Source organism: Clostridium bornimense (genome assembly GCF_018917145.1).
Lineage (GTDB): Bacteria > Bacillota > Clostridia > Clostridiales > Clostridiaceae > Clostridium_AN > Clostridium_AN bornimense_A.
Genome location: NZ_JAHLOD010000051.1, coordinates 1 through 25,004 on the forward strand (window position 1 = coordinate 1; position 25,004 = coordinate 25,004).

Here is a 25,004-nt window from a genome sequence, read left to right on the forward strand (position 1 = left end):
ACCACCGCGAGTATTACCATACTTAATTCCAAGATCTAAACATATTTGACGACAACTTCTAGTTCCTGAAATATAATCTTTTGATGCCTTGATTTTATCTTCAAAAGAATATTTATATTGTCTTCCCATAAAAAATACCTCCAAAGTAGATTTTGGTTATTTACCATGTCTACTTTAGAGGTATCATATCAATTAGCAGAGGCTTTATATGTGTCCAGAACTGCTATTTCAAAATGGGAATCAGGAAGAGGCTATCCAAGTATTGACTCATTAAAGGAAATATCAACTTATTTTTCAGTAACAATTGATGATTTATTATCAGGAGAAAGATTAATTTCTATTGCTGAAAAAGAAAATAAATCCAATATTCAAAGTATGTGCGATTTATTATTTGGAATTGTAGATTTACTTTCCTTTACCCTTATCGTTCTGCCACTTTATCCAAATCCCATTGATGGATATATTTTTTCAGTAAATCTATTTACCTATACTGAAACAACATTCTTTAATCTCATGGTTTACTGGATTATGTTTATCGCTCTTATTGTGGCTGGAGTTATAAAAATTCTGCTAACACAATTGAAAATTGAAAAAGGACAAAAAGTTGTGACAAGTTGTTCGATGGTGCTTAGTATTTTGGCAGTTTTATTTTTGGCAATGACAAGAGAAGCCTATGCTATAACTGTGGCATTTCTTCTATTAATAATAAAAGGAATACTACTTTTAAAACATATAAAGGTAGATAGTTAATTATCTATGTAACATTGACATACGCAACTATGAAATTAGGGCGCTGTCGCACAAAGAAGTTGTGCGACAGTTTTTTATCAAGGCGCAAGGCATAGGTATGGAAAGCTATGATTTATGAAAAACAACACTTTAGTATAATAGTTTTATATATGCACTAAACATATCTATAAATACAATTGTAATTCGCCGTCCGCAGGACTATAGTATTTTCCCCACCAAGGAAAATTAACCACCATTGTGAATTGCTTGAATTGCCTGAATTGTGAATTAGCCTTACTTGTGCCATTTAACCTGTGCCTTGATCTGTGCCATAATAAAAGGAAGTATCGCTAACAGCTTTTTATTTGTTAATGCGACACCTCCTTTTATCCTCACTATGACTATTTTATTAAAATAAATTCAAAAAATAAAAAAAGCCTTCATGATACATCTATTTAAATAAACATATCACAAAGGCTTTTAAATTTAATATTCACTTTATATTTAACAGTTATTTCACTTATATTTCCTTGTTATTTCAAGGTATCAAACTGAATTTACTACTGAAAAAGCTTATTCCCACTCAATAGTTGCTGGTGGCTTACTTGTTATATCGTAAATAATTCTATTTACACCTTTAACTTCATTTACAATTCTTCTTGATACTAAATCTAAAACTTCGTATGGTATTCTTGCCCATTCTGAAGTCATTGCATCAGAAGATGTTACAGCTCTTAATCCTACTGCATGGCAGTAAGTTCTTTCGTCACCCATTACACCAACAGATTGAATGTTTGGTAGGCACGCAAAGTATTGCCATATTGATCCTTCAAGTCCAGCGTTAGCTATTTCTTCTCTAAAGATAGCATCTGCTTCTCTTACGATTTCTAGCTTTTCTTCTGTAACTTCACCTAGAACTCTTATAGCAAGACCTGGTCCTGGGAATGGCTGTCTCCATACTAAATGATGTGGAATTCCAAGTTCTTCTCCAACTGCTCTTACTTCGTCTTTAAATAATTCTCTTAAAGGTTCGATAAGTTCAAATTCCATATCTTCTGGAAGTCCTCCAACATTGTGGTGACTCTTAATTGTTGCTGAAGTAGCTGTTCCACTTTCAACGATATCTGGATATATTGTTCCTTGTACTAAGAAATCAATTTCTCCTAATTTATTAGCTTCTTCTTCAAAAACTCTTATGAATTCTTCACCGATAATTTTTCTCTTTTTCTCTGGATCAGAAACGCCTTTTAGTTTTCCAAGGAATCTTTCTTGTGCATTAACTCTGATAAGATTCATATCAAATTGATTCTTAAAGATTTCTTCAACTTGATCACCTTCATCTTTTCTTAAAAGACCATGGTCAACAAATACACAAGTTAATTGATGTCCTATAGCTTTGTGTACTAACACTGCTGCTACTGAAGAATCAACTCCACCAGAAAGCGCACATAATACCTTTCTATCTCCAACTAAATTCTTAATTTCTGCAATTTTTTCTTCTGCAAAAGAAGCCATTGACCAATCTGCTTTTAAATTACATACATCAAATAAGAATTTTCCAAGCATATCAAATCCAAATGGAGTATGTTCAACTTCTGGATGTAATTGTACTCCGTAAATTTTTCTTTCATCATTTGCCATAGCTGCTACTGGACATTTGCTAGTAGTTGCTGTTACTTTGAATCCTGCTGGAACTTCTGATACATAATCTGTATGGCTCATCCAACATATATTTTCCTTGTCCATTCCCTTAAATAAAGTTTCTTCTGTATTTAAAGTTATTTCAGTTTTACCATATTCACTAGTTCCCATATCTTCAGCACTTTGAACTTTTCCGCCTAACATATGAGTTATTAATTGGTGTCCATAGCAAATTCCAAGCACTGGTACTCCTAAATTAAGTACTTCTGGATCTAATTTTGGAGTGTCTTCTCCATATACAGAATTTGGTCCACCAGTAAGGATTATTCCTTTTGGATTTTTTGCTTTTATTTTTTCTGCACTATATGTGTAAGGTACTATTTCACAATAAACATTATGCTCTCTTACTCTTCTAGCGATGAGTTGGTTATATTGACCTCCAAAGTCAATAACTAATACTAATTGTCTTTCCATGGTTTCCTCCTATTATAATAGCTTAATTTGTGCTATAATTTGGCGCTTCTTTTGTTATTTGAATATCATGTGGATGGCTTTCTCTAAGTCCTGCAGAACTTTGTACTACCATTGTAGCATTTTCATATAAATCTACTAATGTTTTAGCACCTAAGTATCCCATACCAGATCTTATACCACCAATAATTTGGTAAATAGTTTCACTTAATGCTCCCTTGAATGGTACTCTTCCTTCTACCCCTTCTGGTACTAGCTTCTTATTCCCTTCTTGGAAATATCTATCTTTTGAACCTTTCTTCATAGCTGCAAGAGATCCCATTCCTCTATAAACCTTGTAGCTTCTTCCTTGGTAAATTTCAACCTCACCTGGAGCTTCTTCACAACCTGCAAACATAGATCCCATCATACAAACCTTTGCTCCGGCTGCTAATGCTTTAACCATATCCCCAGAATATTTAATTCCACCATCGGCGATTACTGGAACTCCATATTCGTTAGCTACTTCTACACAATCCATAACTGCTGTTAATTGTGGTACACCTACACCAGCAACTACTCTTGTTGTACAAATAGATCCAGGTCCTATACCAACCTTTACACAATCTGCACCAGCTTCTATAAGATCTTTTGTTGCTGCAGCTGTAGCTACGTTTCCAGCGATTATTTGCATTTCAGGATATACTTCTTTAATCTTCTTTACAGCTTCAAGAACTCCTTCTGAATGTCCATGTGCTGTATCTAAAGTTATTACATCAACTTCAACATCACGTAGAGCTTTAACTCTTTCCATCATATCTTTAGTAACACCTACTGCAGCTCCACATAAAAGTCTTCCTTTTTCATCTTTTGCAGCATTAGGATATGTCTTAACTTTTTCAATATCCTTTATTGTGATTAATCCTTTTAGCACATTATTCTTATCAACTAAAGGTAATTTTTCAATTTTGTGTTTCTTTAATATTTCTTTTGCCTCTTCAACTGTTGTCCCCTCTGGAGCTGTAATTAATTCACCTTTTGTCATTACATCTCCTATTGCAGCATTATAATCTTCTTCAAAAAGAATATCTCTATTTGTAAGAATACCTATTAATTTTCCGTCTTCTGTTACTGGTACACCAGATATTCTGTACTTACTCATTAAATCTAATGCATCTTGTATTTTATGTTCTTTACTTAAAGAAAAAGGATTTGTTATAACTCCATTTTCTTGTCTCTTTACTCTGTCTACTTCTAATGCTTGAGCTTCAATAGACATATTTTTATGAATAATACCTATTCCACCTTCTCTAGCAATAGCTATAGCCATTTTTGATTCTGTTACAGTATCCATACCTGCACTCATAATAGGGATATTTAATTTGATCTTCTTCGTTAAGTTTGTACCTAAAGTTACCTCCTTTGGCAACACTTCTGACTTGTTAGGGACAAGTAATACATCATCAAATGTATAACCTTTTTTTAAAATTTTAGCCATCTTTCAATACATCCTTTCTTTATTTAAATTAAATTTCCCCGAAGACAAGATTACACTAGAACTTTATCTTCTGATGTTAAGGACAAAAAATAAAAAACACTCCGGGAAGGATATGAATTTTACCCTTCATCCGTAGTCAGAAATTATCGGTTTCTGGTAGAAACTTCTTGCCATATTCAAGATATATACGAGGAATGATTTTTTTATTTCATTTTATTCAGTTATCCGACATGTAACTTTCAATTAGTTATGTTTATAATATTTTATTAATTTTTAAGGTTCATGTCAAGGTTTACCACCATACAATTTTTATATAATTTTATTGTTTTCCTTTTGAAACTTATATTTAATAAAGAGTATCCTCCTTTTACTAGAGAATACTCCTCATCATTAATATAAATCTGGTTGCTTAACTATTGTTATTTTTGTTTCTGCTGATGCAGTAGATTCATTAATAGTAGCAATATTAGTTAAACTAGCATTTTCATTATTTAAATTTGGCATATAGCCACTATATTTTATTAAAATAATATCTCCTTTTGATACTTTACTGTCATTTATCCTTAATTTTATTTTATTATCATTAACAGTTTGCTCAACAGTAATGACTTTGTCTAAGCTATTTCTATTTACCTTATATGCCACTACATTATTAATATCCTTAATTCTTCCATCTACATTTATAGTAATAGAATCTGAATTATCTCTATGGACATACCTAACAGCAAATGTACCATAAGTATCTGCCACTAATTTTGGATTTTTAATTATCGCATCACCATTATCAGGATGTTCAAAGCTATAATCATCAAAAAGACCATGTACTAATGCATAATTGAAATCAGTAATATTAAATATATTCTTTATAGTATTTGATTTTTCCCCTTTAGTATCTTCACCTTCTATAGTAACTCTCAACTTGCTTATCTCTTTATCTTTATAATTCTCTTTAGGTAAAGAGAAGTTAAAGGTTTCTCCAGAGTTTTTCTCAAACTTTGAATTTCCTAATTCTATTTTTGACCACTTATTTTCTGAAGTTGAAAATTTCTCAAAAGATATCTTAACAATAACATTATCTTCATCAGGATCCCTAGGTGTAATTGCTAATTTTAAATCTTCTTCTCTTTTGGTATCCATGTCATCTTTTAAATCTATATTCTTGTCACCTTCCACTTTTTTAGCATCTATTATAGGCGCTAAATTATCTTCAATAATTACAAAAGTTTTTTCAATCGGTATAGCATCTGCCTTACCATCCGAACCCCTTATTATAACTTTAATTCTATTAATATCTTTCTTTTCATATTTACTCTTTGGTATTGTAAAATCAAATGTTTCTCCTGACTTCTTATTAAAATTACAATTATCTAGTGTAACCTTTTCAAAGTTATTATCAGTACCAACAAAAGCTTCAACATTTACATTAATTATATCTCCAATATCTATATCCCATGGAGTAATATTAAGACTCAAGTCATCTCCTCTTTTTATCTCCATATTATCACTTAATTCTAAAAGATTTTGTCCTTCTTTTTTCTTTGCTTCTAAAGTTGGTGGGTGATTACAACTTCTATCAGCTTTAATTATTGTATTAACAAATAATTTTAACTCTTCATTAGTAAATCCATCGCTATGTCCAGTACCTGAGTAAGTTATATTTCCTTTTGAATAGGTATAGTAATAGTTTCTTGCATCATAACTTTTAAACATTCCAGCACGAGCTCCGCCATTATTTAAGCTCACTGTATTATTTGCAACGTTACTAGGATCTAATGTATACCATGGTACTACATCTTCATCTTCAAGATTTAATTGATACCATTGATTATGAGTTCTAGCTACTGACATATTGCTTGGCAAACTATATGGATAACTTGTTATTGAACCTTCATTTAACTCATCTACAGCTGTATTCAATACCTTATATGGTTGATTATATAATTCACCTTCGTTACTGTTTCCTCTTATAAATCCATTATTAACTCTAACTCTTTCTAATATAGGAGTAGTATATCCATAGCTATAAACTGGAGTATCTCCTATTTTATTCTTCAATTCTTTGTGAATATTTATATCATCATGGGGTATTTTTCTATATTCTCTTTCAAATCTATCAACTTTTCCTTCATCATTATATACAGGTGTAAAAGTGTAATATATATTTGTTTCATCATTGTTTCTCATAGGATCTACATATCTAGCTTGACCAATATGATCTCTAAAGAATTGTGCTAATCTTTTTGGTCCTGTCATTGATTTATTAATGTCTCCTGCCGATTCAATATTTATTGGCATTGTATCATGAGTAAACATAACACTTTTTCCATCTTGAATAAACTTCTTTAACTTTTCTACCACATTTTCATCTAAATCAGAAGAACCACCATAAGTATCTGCAAATCCAAATATTATCATAGTATAACTATCATCTATATCTTTTACTTCTGAAATTTTCTTATAGTCAACAGATATATTATAACTATTTAGAAATGTATTGCTAGATCCTGAAAGATAATTTTGCATTCTTGTATCATTGCTTAAATTTAGTACTGAATAACTATCCGGTACAATTTGTAATACCTTTATTCTCTTCTTCATCTCACTATTAACATAAGTTATATTTCCAGTTACATAGGATTTAGTTTTAATATTACTTTCCACATTTTTATCCGGTTTATATCCAGCTTCCTTAAACGTACTAACTTCTATCTTCCAATCTAATTGACCTACAAACTCTTTAGTTATTTCATAATTAATTTTACATTGAACTTCTCCTTTATCAACAGTCCCATAAGTACTATAAACTAAATCTGTTCCCCTAAATAAGGTATCCCCATTGAAATCTAAATATAAGTCTATCTTTACTTTATCTCCATCTTGCACTGCATTGCCGGTACTAACTACAAATTCTGCTTCTATATTTCTATCACTATCTTTAGATGTATCTTTAATGCCCTCTGTCATTGATTTCATCTTTATTTCAGGCTTAACATCTTTTTCTTTCACTACATTATTATCAAAATACTTATCTACTATATTTTGTATTGTAATTTCATTTCTATTAACTTTAATAACATTATCACCAGATGCATTAGCAAAATTCTTTACTAGCTTTGTATCTTCTAAATCATTTTTATCAAAAATATCTTTATCGAAAAATACAAGTTGTCCTGATTTAATCATTTCTAAAATTTCTTTTGCTCTTCTATTTGTAATATCATTTTCACTATAATACTCTACATAGGTTCTTCCACCATATATTTCAGAAGTCTGTATTCCATTTTTAACTCTATATTTATCTGGAGTACCTGTTCCATAAGCATTTTTAAATCCTTCTGGAATAGGCACACCACTTTTATCATCACTACTGTTTACATCAAACATATCATATGGAGTAAATGGATTTGTATAATCAGTATCTTGACCTGTTACATCATTTCTAGTAATAGCCACAACATCATATTTACCATTAAGTTGATCCACTTGTCCTATAAATTGTGGCATTGATACTGATGTTACATTTACATCAACATTTTTATCTTTACCATTATAACTTGTTTTTACATTTGTTCTTTCACTGTTTATATTTGTATTTACTCCAGGATTCACCACCAATACACTTAGCTGATTTTTACTTTCTTTTAGTGGGTTTGTAGCTGCCTTGTATCTTACACCACTAAAAATAATGGTAAATAATAATGTAAGTATAATTATTATGGATAGTACTTTTTTTCTTTCCATTATGAAATTCTTAATATTAGTCATTCTACTCCCCCCTTTTCTAATTTCTAAACTTTATCACTGTAGATACCTTTCTCGTTACATCACTGTACCCACTCTTCTTGCTTAGTATAAGAGTAACTTGAATAGATTTAGTGTCTTTAAAACTTTTTACTTTTGATGGTCTTACACTATTATCTATTTCAGTAGAATCAATTTTGAAGTTTTCAACATTTGAAGATAATAACGTAAACCCACTTACATCATCATTCTCCATCTCAATTATATCCCCTGGAATCGTAGCTGTAGGCTTATAATATAAGCTACTTTTATCCCTAATATATTTAAATAATATATAGGATTCTGTACTCTCTGTATCCAGTCTTTTTATTTTTAAAGCTCTAACTTCACCACTGTTATTATCTATAATATTATTCTTACCTATGTCAATTATGTCGCAAATATTACTAGACTCCATCCCATCTTTGCTTAACCTATATTCGATTCTTTGTGCATCACTTTGCAACTCCTCATTTATATCAGCATCAGAAAGGATTCTATTACTACTAAAAAAGAAACTATATATAACGCCTATTATTATTGTTAGAATTGATAATGAAATAATCATCTCAATTAACGTCATACCTTTTACTCTCTTCTTCATAAATTCTTCCTTTCTACTTTATTATTTTCCATAATTTCTTTTCTATTGCCTCTTTTATTTTGTATGGTTTATTTGGTTGCATATTTTCATTTTTAATAGCATTTTCATCAACTTTTCCCGGAATTGTATATATCTCCTTTGATACCTTTGCCTTACTTAACATCTTATCTACATCATAAACTGCTTTTGTAAATTCTTTGTCATTTTTATCATCTATCGTCTTAAAGTCTCCTTTTGCAAGAATCACTCCATTAAATTTAACTTTTCCAGTTACTTCAACATTTCCTTTAGTTATTATTACACCATTAATACTTTCCCCACTATCACGTATTACAATATACTTATCTCCATCAGTGTAAATATTTTTAACACCATCACCTAATATAACAACAGTCTTATTAGCATTATTATTAACTACTACATGTCCAACTTCATCCTTCTTACTAGCTCCCTTAATTTTCACTGTTGAATTTTGATTATCTTCATTTTCTATTTTTTCAAACTTAACTACCCCATTGGCCACTGACTTTTTAATTTCACCATTAGCAAAGGCAACTATCTTATCTTCATTTTTTTCCCATTTATAACTTCCCATTCCTAATACTTCTTCTGCATATTTTTCTTGTTTAGTAGTTACAATACTTTGTTTCTCACTTAATTTATCAATATCACTACCTTCTATTAATTTTCCTTCATCTATATATGATGCTACTGAATATGTCGAATTTTTAGGCATTGAAATTGTACCTAATTTCTCCAATTTGGACATGTTTGAATTTTCTTTACTTGATAACTCATCATATTCCTTAATATACTGAGCTTTTTCCTTAACTGTAATATTATTATTATTAATTTTATATATTAATTGCATTGAATCATCATATTTAAACTTAACATCTTTTTGTGATGCTGATGGCAACTTATAACTATAAGCTTTATAATTTCCTTTTATAGCCACAGACTCTCCTGTTTGATAATTATTAACGTATGCTGTTCCCCATATATATGCTTCATTGTTAATATCAATGTTTGCTTTGTTTTCATTTATAAGTATGCTGCTAGATAAATCTTCTCTTCCTCTTGTAACAGCAGTTTCTTTAACACCTTTATCTTTGCTTACAGCGTAATAATCATTTATTCCATAAAAGTTATCTAATTTTACACTAGCACCAACGGAATTAATAGCTAAGTCATTTCTTACCCATAAACTTTTAGCATAAACATTACCACCTGTACTATTATTATCATCCGATTTCAACTTACCTATATTTACATTACCTGCGTATATATCTTCTGCAGTAATTTTACCATCTTTATTTACTTGTACTGTTCTTGGTGTAATAATTTTGCCATTTGTTACTTTAACATCGGAGGAATTACCAATAGTAATACCACCATTATATTTTGTGTCTTTACAGCTACTATAAGGAATATTTCCTTTTGAATAAATATCACCAGTAATCTCAGTCACTCCATTAATATCCATATCCCCATCTACAGCAATTACTTGATTATATTCATATACTTTTGTTTTACCAACTGTTTCGTACTCAATTTTTAAGTAATCAGGAACTTTTACTATATACTTTGCCTGTATAGATCTTTCTATGTCATTTCCTTCACCCTTCTTATTATTACAAATAAAAGTTGACTTTAATGTAATATTAAATTTATCATAATATGTTTTTCCGCTCCCTAAATCACTTATATTGCCTACTATATTGGCTTCTACTTTAAAATCTCCCTTATCATTATCTATATTTAAGTCATCAGTATCAGTACCATTTAACTTAATCCACTTTCTCTTTTCAATAGAATCTTTTAAGTTATTATTTATATATTCACCAACAGTTTTTTTAAATGTATAATTACATTCATCATAATCAACACTTTTACTATTTTCTACTTCCTCTTCTCCTTTACGTATGCCATTCTCTATAACATTAGCAATAATGTTATAAGATAAATCTAATCCTGATTCAGCTCCATATAAATTTTCTAACCTATTGCTTTCACCAATTCTTGCCTTATATCCACTAAAGGTTAAAGAAATAAGTGATGTACCGACAATGGTAAGTACCATAAATACAATAATAGCTGTTATCATTGTTGCTCCTTTTTTTCTATTTTTCATCAAATCACCTCCCCATTAATAAATATCACTTTAAGTTTTTAAGTCCAAAGTCTTTATATACTGTATATCCCTTAGAATCATATATTTTAACTACGTAATTGTATGCAGTTCCAATTCGTTCATCTCTATCTAGTTCCCTTCTACTATAATATCTATTTATAGTTAACTCCTCATAAGCTTCAGATGTATTCTCAATAAATTTTTTAGGTAAATCTCTATTTTCGGTCTCTGCATTAATAGTAATTGGAGCATTTTCACATCTATTATTTACTTTTATACTTAAAGAATTTATAGTATCATCTGGAATTTCTTCATCTATAATAAATTTTATATATCCTGTTGCTGTAGTTAACAAGTTCTTTTTCCCATCATAGAATTTATTAATTTTTTCTCTTTTGAAATTAATTACATCATTAACTTTATTGCCATCACTTAACTTAGTCGTTTTATAAACTTCAGTTCCATCACTAGGATTTAAATATTTAAATCCCACATAAACAACGTCTTCTAGATTATCAATAAATATTTTATTTTCACTTAACCTATATTGTGGTTCAAAACTACTTACACTTTTATTAATATCTATAACTTTAACGTAAATTGCTTTATCAACATCGTTATAATCTAAATTTATAATGGCATCCCAATTTATTTTAGTTAATACATTATCAGAAGGCATATCTTTTCTTTTTTCTAAAGTTATATCTGCTTTCAATCCTTTTCCAATATCTATACTTGAAACTTCATACTTATCAGCATTAACAGGATCTTTTTCTAGTTTTATATCTTTATAGTTATCAGCTTCGATTGTTTTGTTATCTTTTCCTTCGTCTATTCCTTTGTTTATAACAACACTACTAGCACCTAATTCAATATCTGCATCTTTTATTCCTTCTGATATTCTTTGCCCAAGTAACTTAGCATTTTGTTCATCTTTAGCTCTCCTATTATTCCTTACTGATGACATAATTAAATCGCTAATAGGTATAACAAGTATAGCTATTATAGCCATACTTATTATAATTTCTAGCAAAGTAGCACCTTTTTTCTTTCTCTTTTCCATAGAAAATCACCTACTTATTTTTCTATATCTACACTACCACCTTCATTGTCTATATGAACTCTAGAATCTTTTTTATCATCATCTGTTACCTTTACTTTTACAACTTTATCTGTTTTATTTACTATCTTTATTTTTACTCCACCTTTATCATCATTACCACTTCTTACACTGGATGTTATTTTAAAGTTTATGTTATCTCCATTAGGTATAAATTCTAATCCATTACCAATATAGCTTGTTGGATATGTACTATTACCTAATTTATATTTGTAGTAATACTTACCAGAATCCTTAGTTAATACAATTTCAACATTTTCCTCTTTATTATTTATAGAACTTAAATATGACTTACTACCATTAGCATCAGCTTTTCCTATAATTGCTGTTGGAAATACTGACTTATATGACTTTAACATCATAACAAAATCATTGTTTTCCTTCTTATCTTCTATAACTGATGATGCATTAAATACTACATCTACACCTTCATTATTACCGTTAACTAAACTCTTTTCTTTTTTATTATCTAATGATGGCATAGCATAAACTTCCAAATTAATAGTTCCTGAAATAACATTATCACCTACGCCTTTTATATCAATATTCCTAATAACAATTTTCTTTCCATTATCTTCTATAGCTTTAAGAAAATCCATTGTAGAATCCACTGATGCATCATTAAATTCTACGATAAATTTCATTTGTTCCACTGTTGCTACAGTTTTCTTCATTTTTATATCTGTTGCTTTTGTTGCGTTTTCACTATTTTCATTAGTTGTAGTTCCATCATTTTTAGATGATTGAACTGCCTTGCCTGACTTATAATTATCTGCAAATTCTTTAAGAGTACTCCTTGGATTTGCTACAGTAGCCATAGGATATTCCATTTCTACTATATCTATAGGATTAAAAGTTAATACTTTCCCATTAAATTTAGTATCTTCAATAAACTTATTTAATTGAACTATTATATTTTCTTCAACAAGTTCTCTATAATATTTATCTGTAACTATAGAAATATTAGAATTTAATACTTTAAGTTGTCCTTCTTTTTTTTCTAATGATGCTATCTTCGTCATAGCCTCATCATATTTTGCTTTTTCTTCTAAAGCTTGTACCTTTAATTCTTCTGATCTATTTTTTTGTTTCTCAAATACAAAGAAATAGTATCCTAGTGATAATAATAATAAAATAAATATTATTAAAAGCCTTTCTTCATTCTTATTTATTTTCATTATCATCAACCACCTTTATTACAGCCTTTACACTAGAAGTAAACTTTCCTGAATCCTCTTTTACCTCATTAACATGGACATCATTGAAAATTCCTAATTTCTTAAGATTATATTGCAGTGTTGCAATATCATTTCTGCTACTTCCAGTAACCTCGACAGTTACTACCCCTTCTTGAATTGAAATCTTAGAACATTCCATATTTTCTGTGCCACATTTTCTTATCTTTTCTATAATATCTTTTGATACATCATCTCTTCTATCTACAGCCATAGTTACTTCACTAAGATTTGTATCATATACTTTCAATACAGATATTTTATTTTCTACTTCCTCTACCTTTTTAAGTTTCTTTGTAACACTTTCAGAATTTAATTGTTCATTATAATGTTTATATTTGCTTTTATACCTTAAAATATTAAAGGAATTGTACCCTAAAGTTATAACTATTATCGCTACCCAAATTCCTATTACTATATATAAAAATTTTGATTGCTTTATCTTTTCTTGCTTTCCGCCTTTGTAATCTTTAAAAAAATTAAGATCTCTCATAGTTATGCTTCCTCCTCATCTAGTCTTATAAGTGCACCAATAGCATTTACATACTTTTCTATAGAAGCTTCTCCATCTCTATTATCCTCAAAGTACACATTACTTAATTCCTTTACTCTTCTTACTTTTGTAGCAAATCTTCCTGATAAATAACTTTCTATTCCTTTAGTTTTTGAAACACCGCCATAAATGAAAATTCTATCTATTTTATTTCCTATATCTCTACTTTTATAGAACTTAAAAATTCTATCTATTTCAGATGTCCACTTTTCTATAATATCTCTAACTACAGCACTAGGTCCCTCTTCTTCTAAATCTATTAAGTTTACTTCTTGAAATTTCACTCTTTCAAAAATATTTTGAGGAATGTTACATTTATTTTTTAATGCATAATCAATTTCATTACCACCAATTTTCAATATTCTTGTAAAGTCTAATTTCTCGTTCTTATATATATTTACATCAACTGAAGATACACCAAAATCTATAAATGCTAGTGTATCATCATAATTATATTCATATTCATTTATTTCTTTTGAAACTTTAACTATTTTATTTAATGAATTAAAAGTAGTATCTAAAGCATAAGGTTTAAGCCCTAAATTTTTTATAAATTCATAATATGTCCTTGCCACCTTTTCGGGATAAGCAATAACATTAACCTTTATTTTTTCTTTTCCATCAACTTCTTCTTCCCCTAATTCAATATATTGCACAATATAGTTATTAAGGTTTATTGGAAGATATTCTTGTATCTCAAATTTAATCACTGTATCCATTTCACTTTTGTCAACTTTAGGAATATAAATCTCTCTATTAATAATGGAAGAAGAATTTGTGGTACAAATAGCATCTTTTATCTTTATATCATTTTCTTCTAACATCCTTTTTACTACAGATTGTAAAGCTAAAGTATTTATTATAGTTCCATCTACAACAGATCCTTCAGGAGTTTTCTCTATTATACAATCGATAACTACTACCTTATTTCTATAAAACTTCCCTATTAATACTTTTATAGAACTTGTCCCAATATCAAATACTATAACTTCTTTATCTTTTTTTCTACTAGACTTTCCCAATGATTTTAATTTATTAATATTTATATTTTTAACTTTCTCGTTACCTATATGTAACTTATCTTTTATAGTTTCCACTTCCATCTTCACCCTCTTTCTAGAATTTTATATGGATTAAAGTGTAAGGAGATCCTTACACTTTAAATTTTTATTACTTAAAAGTGTCAGAATCTGGATTTGGATATACTTCTTTTCCACTTGCATAATTATCACCTGTTTTTACTGTCACCTTATCATTTGAATCTATACTTACAAAAAAATTCTTATCCTTAACTGCTGTAGTTTTAGCTGTTGGTGCTCCATTTTCTAACATACTTCTTATTAATACAGCGTTAGCATCTGCTGAACTAATATCCAAGCCACTTACTGTTCCTGAAAAGCTACCATTTGCATTTAATGTATTCACTACATTAGCTATAGTACGACCAGTTGTTACATCATGTTTCTTATTTGCTGTATTTTTAAACTCAGTAAATTTAGGTATTGCAATCATTGCTAAAATAGCCATAATAGCCATTACTATAATAAGTTCAATAAGTGTAAATCCTTTCTTCTTTTTGTTAAGTACAGTTTGCTTTTTCATAAAAACTCCTCCTAAATCTTTATTTTTTATATTTGTTGATACATATCAAACATAGGTAACATAATTGCAAAAACTATAAATGCCACAACAACTGCCATCACAATTATCATCAACGGCTCTAACATTGCAGTTCCCGAAGATATAGCCATATCTAACTCATCATCATAAAAATCTGCTGTCTTATCTAAAATATCATCTAAAGCCCCTGATTCTTCTCCGATTTTTATCATTGATGATAGCATTGCTGGAAAAAGATTATTAGCTTTTATAGGACCATATAACCCTTCTCCTTTTACTACATCTTCACTTATTTTTATAAGTCCTTCTTCAGCTACTTTGTTGTTTACTACTCCAGCCACAATTCTTATAGCATCTACAAGAGAAATACCACTAGATAATAATGTTGATAAAGTTCTTGTAAACCTAGAAACTATAATTTTTTTAATAAGTTCCCTAAGTATTGGTATCTTAAGCGCTAATTTACTTATATTATATTGACCTTCTTCTGTACGCTTATAATATATAAAACCACCAATAACTACTGCTAAAACTATAAGTATTAATATCCAATGAGATGTAATAAAGCCACTAATAGCTAATAACATCCTTGTTATTAATGGTAACTTAGCATTATTTTGTTGAAATAAATCTACAAACATTGGTACTACCTTTACCATCATAAGTATAAGGACACCAACAGCGACAATGCTTAAAATTATAGGATATATCATGGCAGTTTTAATTTTGCCATTTATTTTATTTTCTTTTTCATAGTACTTAGCCATTCTTAGCATAATTTTATCAATTGCTCCACTAGCTTCTCCTGACTCTACCATTTTTACTAATAGATTTGGAAACACATCACTATGTTTATTCATTGAAGCAGATAATGTCTCTCCTTTTTGTACATCTTCACTAACAGTTTTTAATGTTTCTCTAAGCTTTATATTATTTACTTGATTTGATAAAATATCTAATGTTATATTAATGGTAAGTCCTGCATCTATCATTACATAGAATTGTCTGCAAAACATTGCCAAATCTTTTGCTTTAACTTTTCTTGATGAAGCTAAATGTATTTCCTTGCTTCCATAAACCTCTTCTAACTCTAACAAATACATATTATTTGCTGAAATCATAGATATAACATCTTCTTTTGAATTTCCCTCATAGCTCCCTACTAATCTTTCCCCTTGACTGTTCATAGCCTTATATTTAAACTTAGCCACTATTTTTCATCCCCTTGTCTATATTTCCTTCAATAAAGTTATAGATGCTAATTCACTAAAAGTAGTAATACCTTCTAGTACTAATTCCATACATTGCTCTCCTAAAGTTCTCATTCCTTGATTTTTTGCTATATCTCGTAAAACTCCTATGTCTTTCTTCATCGCCATGGCATCTCTTAACATTCTTGACATTTCCATGATTTCATATACCCCTATTCGTCCTACATATCCAGTATCATTGCAATATCCACAGCCTTTACCCCTATGCAAAGTAAGACATTTTGAAGTATTTCCTAGCAATATTCTTTTTTCATATTCACTAGCTTCATAAGATTCTTTACATTTGGGACATATTTTTCTTACAAGTCTTTGAGCAATTATTCCTGCAATAGACGTAGATGCTAGATATGGCTCTATTCCCATATCCATAAGCCTTACTACTGATGATGGTGCATCATTAGTATGAATAGTACTAAGAACTAAATGTCCTGTTATAGCTGCCCTTACAGCTATTTCAGCAGTCTCATCATCTCTGATTTCTCCAATCATGATTATGTCTGGATCTTGCCTTAATATACTTCTAAGACCACTAGCGAAAGTTAATCCTGCCTTTGTATTTACATTTACTTGATTCACACCTTTCAATGTATACTCCACAGGATCTTCTACAGTTACGATATTTACCTTATTTGTGTTTAATTCATTTAAGATTGTATATAAAGTAGTAGATTTACCACTACCTGTTGGTCCAGTTACTAACACTATTCCATTAGGACTAGATATTATATTTTCTAGCTTCTTTAAATCTTTTTCTTTCATACCTAGCTTTTCTTTACCAATTTGATAACTATTTCTATTTAATATTCTTATAACTATCTTTTCACCATTAACTATTGGTAAAACAGATACTCTAAGATCTACATCGCTATCACCTACAGTAGTTATTATTCTCCCATCTTGTGGCAGTCTTTTTTCTGCTATATTCATATTGGCTAATATTTTTATTCTAGCTACTAGCGGCGACAAACTTTCTATTGGTAATGTATTAATAAGCTTTAATTGTCCATCAATCCTATACCGTATTCTTATCTCATTTTCATAGGGCTCTATATGAATGTCCGATGCTCTCATTTCTATTGAATTTTTAAAAATGTAATCTATCATTTTTACTACTGGAGCATTTCTTACATCATTAACCTCTTCTATATCTGTCTCTATGGATTTATTTTCTAATGTCTCTTTAAATAATTCTTCTGCTGCTTTATCAATTTGTTGGTTGTTATAATATACCTCTATAAATTTTCTTATTTGCCACTTTGGTGATATATATGATTCCACATCAAATCCTGTTGCAATAGATATATCATCAATTGCAAAAATATTTGATGGGTCTGATAACGCTACTTTAATCTTATTTTCATTAAATCCAAAAGGAATAAATTCGTATTTCTTACAAAGATTTTGTGATAACATTTTTATTGCCCTATTATCAAAATCTATTACTGTAAGATCTATCTTTTCTATGCCTGTTTGCATTGCTATTACATCTATAATATCTTCTTCAGATACAATATTATGTTCTATCAATATTTCCCCCAACTTCTTGCCTGATTTCTTTTGTTCATCTAGTGCAGTAATTAATTGTTCTCTTGTAAGCTTTCCACGTTCTAGTAAAATATCTCCCATTCGCTTTTTCTCAAACATATTCAATTTTATTCCCCCCTTGCACTAAACTATAAAACCAAAGCTAAAACCTTTACATTAAAAAAACAGAATTTTTTTCATATCATCATCATATAAATCTCTAATATTTTTTCTCCCCATAACGCTGTTATTACTGTAGCTAAAGCGATATATGGTCCAAATGCCATTTCACTTTGTAACCCCTTTTTTCTTCTTATAAGCAAAATAGTAGCTCCAATTCCTCCTAATACAATAGAAAGAAAAAGTGTTACTACAATTCCTTTGATGCCTAAAAATAATCCTGATATAGCAGCTATTTCATAATCTCCTTCTCCCATTCCCTGCGTGATAACAACGATTAAAAATATAACGATAAATCCAATAGCAAATCCTATAACATTATCTATGATACCTTCTCCGTCAATAACTACTTTTAAAACAAGAAAAACTATTCCCCCTATTATTCCTGTTCTAATAGTAGAGGTGTATACAAAAGTTGTATCATAATCAATAACACCAATTACTATTAGTAATGATGCTAAAAAAGCAAATTTAAAAAAATCTATAGTAAATCCAAATCTCATATATAATATTAAATATAAAATTGAATTAAAAATTTCTATAATTGGATACCTTATAGATATCTTTTCACCACAGCCTCTACACTTTCCCCTCAAAAATAAATAGCTCAATACTGGTATCAATTCAAACCATTTAAGTACATGTCCACATTTCATACAATGTGATGATGGAGTCACTATCGATTCCTCTTTTTCAATTCTATAAATACATACATTTAAAAAGCTACCTATAACTAATCCCAATATAACTACAAAAACTGTATACACAACAAATTCATCTCCTGTTTATTAGATATGTTATTAATATATTTTTGAAATTATTCCACTATATGTATTATACCATTAAAAAGATATTTTTCCATATATATTTTGTAATTAATTAAATTTTTCTCAAAAATTTTAACTTTAGTTTTAAATTATTGTTAAAAATAACAATAATTATACTTTATGCCAGTATAATATAAATTTAGTATTATCATTTTTACATAAAAAAAAGCAAATTATTTTATATCACTAATGCGATGATAAAATAATTTGCTTCTATCTTTTAATTTTTAATAATCTAACTACTACCAGATTTATAATTGTTATAACTATAAAACATTATTGGTGTTGTTCAATTAATACATTCCGTCCATTCCCATTCCTGCTGGTGCTGCTGGTGCTGGATTCTTTTCTGGTATATCAGCCACTACACCTTCTGTAGTAAGGAATGTAGCTGAAACAGATGCAGCATTTTGAAGTGCACTTCTTGTAACCTTAGTTGGGTCTACAATACCATTCTTAACCATATCAACATAAGTTTCATTATAAGCATCAAAACCTATTCCTACTTCACTGCTTCTTACTTTTTCTATAATAACTGATCCTTCAAGACCTGCATTAGTTGCAATTTGTCTTAATGGTTCTTCTAATGCTCTTCTTACTATATTTATACCAACTTGAACATCAGCATTATTATCTGTTAATTTTTCTACTGATGATATAGCAGCAACATATGCTGTTCCACCACCTGGTACTATACCTTCTTCAACAGCTGCCTTAGTAGCATTTAAAGCATCTTCAATTCTTAATTTCTTTTCTTTAAGTTCAGTTTCTGTAGCTGCACCAACTTTAATTACTGCAACTCCACCAGCAAGTTTTGCTAATCTTTCTTGTAATTTCTCTTTATCGAAATCAGAAGTAGTTTCTTCAATTAACATTTTTATTTGATTAACTCTATCTTTGATAGCATTCTTATCGCCTTTTCCATTAACGATTGTTGTATTTTCCTTAGTTACCTTAACACTTTCAGCAACACCTAACATGTCTAATGTAACATCTTTTAATTCTCTTCCTACTTCTTCTGATATTACTTGACCACCAGTCAAAATAGCTATGTCTTGTAACATTTCTTTTCTTCTATCACCAAATCCAGGTGCCTTAACAGCTATGCAAGTAAATGTTCCTCTTAGTTTATTTACAACAAGAGTTGCAAGAGCTTCTCCTTCTATGTCTTCAGCGATAATTAATAACTTCTTTCCTGTTTGAACTATTTGTTCTAGGATTGGAAGTATTTCTTGGATATTACTAATTTTCTTATCTGTAATTAAGATATATGGACTATCAAGATCAGCTACCATCTTTTCAGTATCTGTAACCATATATGCACTTAGATATCCTCTATCAAATTGCATTCCTTCAACTACATCTAATTCTGTTCCCATTGATTTAGATTCTTCTATAGTTATAACACCTTCGTTACCAACCTTCTCCATCGCATCTGAAATTAGTGTTCCCACTTCATCATCAGCTGCTGAAATAGCTGCAACTCTAGCAATATCTTCTTTACCGTTAATAGGTTTTGAAATCTTCTTTAATTCTTCAACAGTAACATCTACTGCCTTTTTGATTCCTTGTCTTATAAGCATTGGGTTTGCTCCAGCTGTTACATTCTTTAATCCTTCTCTTATAATTGCTTGAGCAAGTAATGTAGCTGTTGTTGTACCATCCCCTGCTACGTCATTAGTCTTAGTTGCAACTTCTTTAACAAGTTGTGCTCCCATATTTTCAAATGGATCTTCAAGTTCAATTTCTCTAGCAATTGAAACACCATCATTAGTTATAAGTGGTGCACCAAATTTCTTATCTAAAACAACATTTCTTCCTTTTGGTCCTAATGTTACCTTTACTGTGTTTGCTAATACATCCACGCCTCTTTGCATGGCTCTTCTTCCTTCTTCGCCTAATAATATTTCCTTAGCCATAAATTAATTCCTCCTTAAATTTTTCTATTTATATTTCACTTCTAAAAATTATTCTTCAATAACAGCTAAAATATCGCCTTGGTTTAACACTGTATATTCTGTACCTTCAAATTTAATTTCATTACCTGCATACTTTGGAAATAATACTTTGTCTCCAACCTTTACTTCCATTTTAACTTCTTTACCATTAACAGTACCTCCTGGTCCCACAGCAATAACTTCTGCTACTTGAGGTTTCTCTTTTGCTGTTGATGTAAGGATAATTCCTCCTTTAGTAGTTTCTTCTGCTTCTACTCTTTTAATAACAACTCTATCTCCTAATGGTCTAAGTTTCATGTAAATTCCTCCTTTTAAAAATCTATTAATATTTAAAATTCATTATGTATACTATTTTGTTAGCACTTAACTTTATCGAGTGCTAATAATATTATAATAAATAATCTAGCAAAGTATTGCAACCATTTTATAGATTTTTTATTTTTTAATTTATTCTTTTAATATCGATTATATAAAAATAAATCACTATTTCTATGATTTTCACTGCTTTTCTATGATTTTCATATTTATGGATTTAAAAGAAATTTCTACATATATCCATAATTTATTTATATAAAAATTGTACTTTTTCTATTATTACTTTAAAAATAACTTTTTATTCCAATAACCTAATAAAAAAGACTATATCGATCAAATTTTCATTTGTTATCTCCATAGTCCAATTCTTCAAATAACTATACTATTATCTTATTTTCTCTTGCATAATAAAATAAATATTGTTGTGCAAATCCAGCATTTTTGCCGAACTTATCTCTTGCAAATTCTCTTATCTTAGGTAACGATACATCTGGAGCTAAATAAAAATGTTGCATAGCTCTTTTTACCCAGACATCTACAGGAAATGCTGAATACTTCTCCATACTAAAAAGCATTATACAATCAGCAACTTTAGGTCCGATACCTGGTAACTTTTGAAGTAACTTATGGCACTGATCATCATTAGCAGTTAACATCTCATTTATCATACTACTACTTAAAATATCTACTGTAGATTTTATGTATTTACCTCTAAATCCAACTCCACACTCTCTTAGCTCTTCTTCCGTAGCATTTCTCAAACTATCTATAGTGGGAAACGTATAATATATGTTTCCTTTATACTCTAATTTTTCTCCCCATCTTTGTGATATTTTATCGATGGCTCTCTTTATCATAGGTATTCTATTATTAGCTGAAATTATAAATGAAATTATAAGTTCAAAAGGATCTTGTTTTAACAATCTAATACCCTTACCAAATTGAACCGCTTCTGACAACAGCGGATCTTTTGATAGTTCCTTCTTTATAAGCCCATAATCTCTATTTAGATCAAAGTAGTCAATCCAAATTTTCTCTACTTCTTCTTTTGTACTATTGTATATGTATAAATCTTCATCAATTAACTTTACTTCTATAACCTTTCCAAAAGCCACACCAATATATGTGTCTTTATCATTACTATTCCATCTAAAACATTGACCACATTCAAATATGTCTCTTAAGTTAAAATTCTTAACTTTTGTTATTTTTATATATTCCTTATGTTCTTCTATATTTTTATAATCCATTGTTATATACCTCTATTTCAATTCAAACAATTTGCAATTCAATCAATTCATTTTTTCAGTGCACAGTTTTAGTGCAAAATTTCTTCAATGTACCTAATTCATAGATTACTTCTTATTTCTTTTAATATAATCAAAAGTTGAAAAACTTCTTCTAGATATTGATTATATTCATCTTTTTCAATGATTTCATAATCATATCACTATCTTTTGAATATGCTCCCTTTGCTATAGATCCATATAAATATATTTCTACATCATTTAACTTATTTAAAATTGCATTCTTCACTTTAATTATTTCTAATCTAACTTCATCTTCTAACTTATAACTAACTTCACTTTTCATCTCTATATTCCTACCCACTTATTTATTATTAACCACTTTAAAATTAATTATATCATTTATTTAATTCACTTTTCACAATTGTCTATTACTAACACCTATTCACTAATAAAAAAAGCTGCCACACTTTTTTTCAGTGCAACAGCTTCTTCACTATTTAAATCTCTTCACCTATTATTCTTACTTCTGTTTCAAGTACAACATCAAATTCTGCTTTAACTATTTGTTGAACATGACTAATAAGATCTAAAATATCTTTAGCCGTAGCTTTATTTTTATTTATTATAAAGCCAGAATGTTTTTCAGATACAGATGCTCCTCCAATAGTTTTACCTTTTAAGTTACTATCTTCTATAAGCTTTCCTGCAAAATAACCTACTGGTCTTTTAAAAGTACTTCCTGCTGATGGATATTCTAACGGTTGCTTTTCTGCTCTTCTTCCCATTAAGTCATCTATAGTTTTCTTAATTTCATCATATTCTCCATCTTTAAGTTTCATTTCACATTCTATTGCTATATACTGATTTTTTAATACTGATGATGTTCTATATCCTAATTCTAATTCATCATGAGATAATGTTCTTATATTTCCATCATTATCTAAGATAGTAACATTACACAATACATCTTTCATTTCTCCACCGTAGGCACCCGCATTCATAGCTATTGCTCCGCCAATAGTACCAGGAATTCCACAAGCAAATTCCAACCCTGATAAAGAACAACTTAATGCTTCTCTAGCAGTTTTAGCTAAAGATGCTCCACATTGTGCCTTAATTACATTATCTTTAATATCGATATTACTAAAGTTACTTAACTTAATAACAACGCCTCTTATACCACCATCTTTTACAAGAAGATTTGAACCAAATCCTACTATAAAATATGGTATCTTTTTCTCTTTACAACTTTTAATTACCTTTACTAATTCGTCAACATTTTTAGGAGTCACTAATATATCAGCTGGTCCTCCTACCTTAAATGAAGTATGTTTCTTCATTGGTTCATCTAATTTAATATCTTCTTTACTTAAAATTAAACTTAGCTCCTTTGCAAAGTCCAAATAATGATTCATTCTAACACCTCAACATATATGATAACAATAAACTTAGTATACTGTAATTTTATAAATCATGCAATTTTCCTTTGTTTTTTAAATAATTTATTATTTTATCATAAGTATTCATAATTAACTTTTCTGGAAATAATACCTTATTTAATATCTCTTCACACTTTTCAAACTCACCTATAGTAGTACAAAAATGTGAATCTGATCCTAATATAACTTTTGTTCCATACTTTTTGCATAATTCTGCTACTTTTGTGCAATTATCTAAACTTCCTACTCTTGATCCTCCAAGAGATGAATTGTTTATTTCTATAATTATATCCTTTTCTTTTGCCTTTTTTACTACTGCTTCATAATTTAACGGAAAAACAGGATTACCACAATGCCCCAATATTGTTACATAAGGATTATCCATCGCTTTAAGAACAGCTTTAGTATTCTCTTCTATAGTTCCAGGAGATATACATACATCATGAAAGGAGATAATCATATAATCGATAGATTTCTGAATTCTCATCGGTAAATCTATATTACCATTATAATCAATTATATTTCCTTCTGCTCCTTTCAATACTGTTACCCCTTTTATTATCCTTGGTATAGTTTTCAGATTGCCAAAATAAAATAACGGTGCCCCGCCTGGCATCGATGGTGCATGATCCGATACCCCATAAACCTCTATTCCTTTTTCTCTACATTCTTCTATATTCTCTAACAATGTTGAATATGCATGACCACTTATTATTGTATGGGTATGTAAATCTACAGGATACTTTCTCATACTATCACTCCTCGTATAATTAATTTTGTAGTGAATTTAATATGTATTTCCAGTAATAAAATTCACTACAATATGCTAAAGATTACTGGAAATTATATAGACTGTATAGAATTACTCCTAAATGT

At 29.4% G+C, this 25,004-nt stretch carries 20 protein-coding genes and 1 riboswitch; of the genes, 1 reads left to right on the top strand and 19 read right to left on the bottom strand.

The window, feature by feature from the left end; genetic code table 11:
• Window positions 1-165 precede the first annotated feature (165 nt).
• Complete coding sequence (locus KQI30_RS14050; RefSeq protein WP_216463979.1) at window positions 166-750, top strand: helix-turn-helix domain-containing protein; 585 nt, start codon at window positions 166-168, stop codon at window positions 748-750.
• 552 nt (window positions 751-1,302) lie between these two features.
• Here KQI30_RS14050 and guaA read toward each other — a convergent pair.
• The 19 genes from guaA to KQI30_RS14145 all read right to left on the bottom strand — a co-directional run bounded on the left by guaA (window position 1,303) and on the right by KQI30_RS14145 (window position 24,879).
• Window positions 1,303-2,844 (bottom strand): glutamine-hydrolyzing GMP synthase, encoded by a 1,542-nt coding sequence (guaA, locus tag KQI30_RS14055; protein ID WP_216463980.1) that lies wholly within the window; start codon window positions 2,842-2,844, stop codon window positions 1,303-1,305.
• 22 nt (window positions 2,845-2,866) lie between these two features.
• Window positions 2,867-4,318, bottom strand: coding sequence for an IMP dehydrogenase (gene guaB / locus KQI30_RS14060; protein WP_216463981.1), 1,452 nt, complete (start codon window positions 4,316-4,318; stop codon window positions 2,867-2,869).
• A 113-nt stretch (window positions 4,319-4,431) separates the two neighbouring features.
• Window positions 4,432-4,529: riboswitch (purine riboswitch) on the bottom strand.
• A 179-nt stretch (window positions 4,530-4,708) separates the two neighbouring features.
• Window positions 4,709-8,083, bottom strand: a complete 3,375-nt coding sequence (locus KQI30_RS14065) for a DUF5057 domain-containing protein (RefSeq protein ID WP_216463982.1) — start codon at window positions 8,081-8,083, stop codon at window positions 4,709-4,711.
• A gap of 16 nt (window positions 8,084-8,099) precedes the next feature.
• Window positions 8,100-8,702, bottom strand: a complete 603-nt coding sequence (locus KQI30_RS14070; protein WP_216463983.1) for a prepilin-type N-terminal cleavage/methylation domain-containing protein — start codon at window positions 8,700-8,702, stop codon at window positions 8,100-8,102.
• A 13-nt stretch (window positions 8,703-8,715) separates the two neighbouring features.
• Complete coding sequence (locus tag KQI30_RS14075; RefSeq protein WP_216463984.1) at window positions 8,716-10,836, bottom strand: pilus assembly PilX N-terminal domain-containing protein; 2,121 nt, start codon at window positions 10,834-10,836, stop codon at window positions 8,716-8,718.
• 25 nt (window positions 10,837-10,861) lie between these two features.
• On the bottom strand, window positions 10,862-11,899 hold the full coding sequence (locus KQI30_RS14080; protein WP_216463985.1) for a prepilin-type N-terminal cleavage/methylation domain-containing protein: 1,038 nt from the start codon (window positions 11,897-11,899) through the stop codon (window positions 10,862-10,864).
• Between the two features lie 14 nt (window positions 11,900-11,913).
• Window positions 11,914-13,134 carry a hypothetical protein gene (locus KQI30_RS14085; protein ID WP_216463986.1) on the bottom strand — a complete coding sequence of 407 codons (1,221 nt, stop codon included), beginning with the start codon at window positions 13,132-13,134 and terminating at the stop codon, window positions 11,914-11,916.
• On the bottom strand, window positions 13,121-13,684 hold the full coding sequence (locus KQI30_RS14090) for a hypothetical protein (protein WP_216463987.1): 564 nt from the start codon (window positions 13,682-13,684) through the stop codon (window positions 13,121-13,123). Before KQI30_RS14090 ends, KQI30_RS14085 begins: the two co-directional genes overlap by 14 nt.
• A 2-nt stretch (window positions 13,685-13,686) precedes the next feature.
• Window positions 13,687-14,847, bottom strand: coding sequence for a pilus assembly protein PilM (pilM, locus tag KQI30_RS14095; protein WP_216463988.1), 1,161 nt, complete (start codon window positions 14,845-14,847; stop codon window positions 13,687-13,689).
• A gap of 67 nt (window positions 14,848-14,914) precedes the next feature.
• On the bottom strand, window positions 14,915-15,346 hold the full coding sequence (locus KQI30_RS17410) for a type IV pilin protein (protein WP_216463989.1): 432 nt from the start codon (window positions 15,344-15,346) through the stop codon (window positions 14,915-14,917).
• Window positions 15,347-15,372: 26 nt separating this feature from the next.
• A complete protein-coding gene (locus KQI30_RS14105; RefSeq protein ID WP_216463990.1) occupies window positions 15,373-16,575 on the bottom strand; it encodes a type II secretion system F family protein in 1,203 nt (400 codons plus the stop codon).
• Between the two features lie 18 nt (window positions 16,576-16,593).
• Window positions 16,594-18,279 (bottom strand): GspE/PulE family protein, encoded by a 1,686-nt coding sequence (locus tag KQI30_RS14110; RefSeq protein WP_216463998.1) that lies wholly within the window; start codon window positions 18,277-18,279, stop codon window positions 16,594-16,596.
• Window positions 18,280-18,356: 77 nt separating this feature from the next.
• Entirely contained in the window at window positions 18,357-19,106 is a 750-nt protein-coding gene (locus KQI30_RS14115) for a prepilin peptidase (protein ID WP_216463991.1), read from the bottom strand.
• Between the two features lie 353 nt (window positions 19,107-19,459).
• Window positions 19,460-21,085, bottom strand: coding sequence for a chaperonin GroEL (gene groL, locus KQI30_RS14120; protein WP_216463992.1), 1,626 nt, complete (start codon window positions 21,083-21,085; stop codon window positions 19,460-19,462).
• Between the two features lie 48 nt (window positions 21,086-21,133).
• The gene (groES, locus tag KQI30_RS14125; RefSeq protein WP_216463993.1) at window positions 21,134-21,421 is read right to left on the bottom strand and encodes a co-chaperone GroES; all 288 of its coding nucleotides are present in this window, start codon (window positions 21,419-21,421) and stop codon (window positions 21,134-21,136) included.
• A gap of 395 nt (window positions 21,422-21,816) precedes the next feature.
• A complete protein-coding gene (locus tag KQI30_RS14130; protein ID WP_216463994.1) occupies window positions 21,817-22,689 on the bottom strand; it encodes a DNA-3-methyladenine glycosylase family protein in 873 nt (290 codons plus the stop codon).
• Between the two features lie 151 nt (window positions 22,690-22,840).
• A complete protein-coding gene (locus KQI30_RS14135; protein WP_216463995.1) occupies window positions 22,841-23,032 on the bottom strand; it encodes a nucleotidyltransferase domain-containing protein in 192 nt (63 codons plus the stop codon).
• A gap of 154 nt (window positions 23,033-23,186) precedes the next feature.
• On the bottom strand, window positions 23,187-24,104 hold the full coding sequence (gene murB, locus KQI30_RS14140; RefSeq protein WP_216463996.1) for a UDP-N-acetylmuramate dehydrogenase: 918 nt from the start codon (window positions 24,102-24,104) through the stop codon (window positions 23,187-23,189).
• A 49-nt stretch (window positions 24,105-24,153) separates the two neighbouring features.
• Complete coding sequence (locus tag KQI30_RS14145) at window positions 24,154-24,879, bottom strand: phosphatase (RefSeq protein ID WP_216463997.1); 726 nt, start codon at window positions 24,877-24,879, stop codon at window positions 24,154-24,156.
• Between the last annotated feature and the right edge of the window lie 125 nt (window positions 24,880-25,004).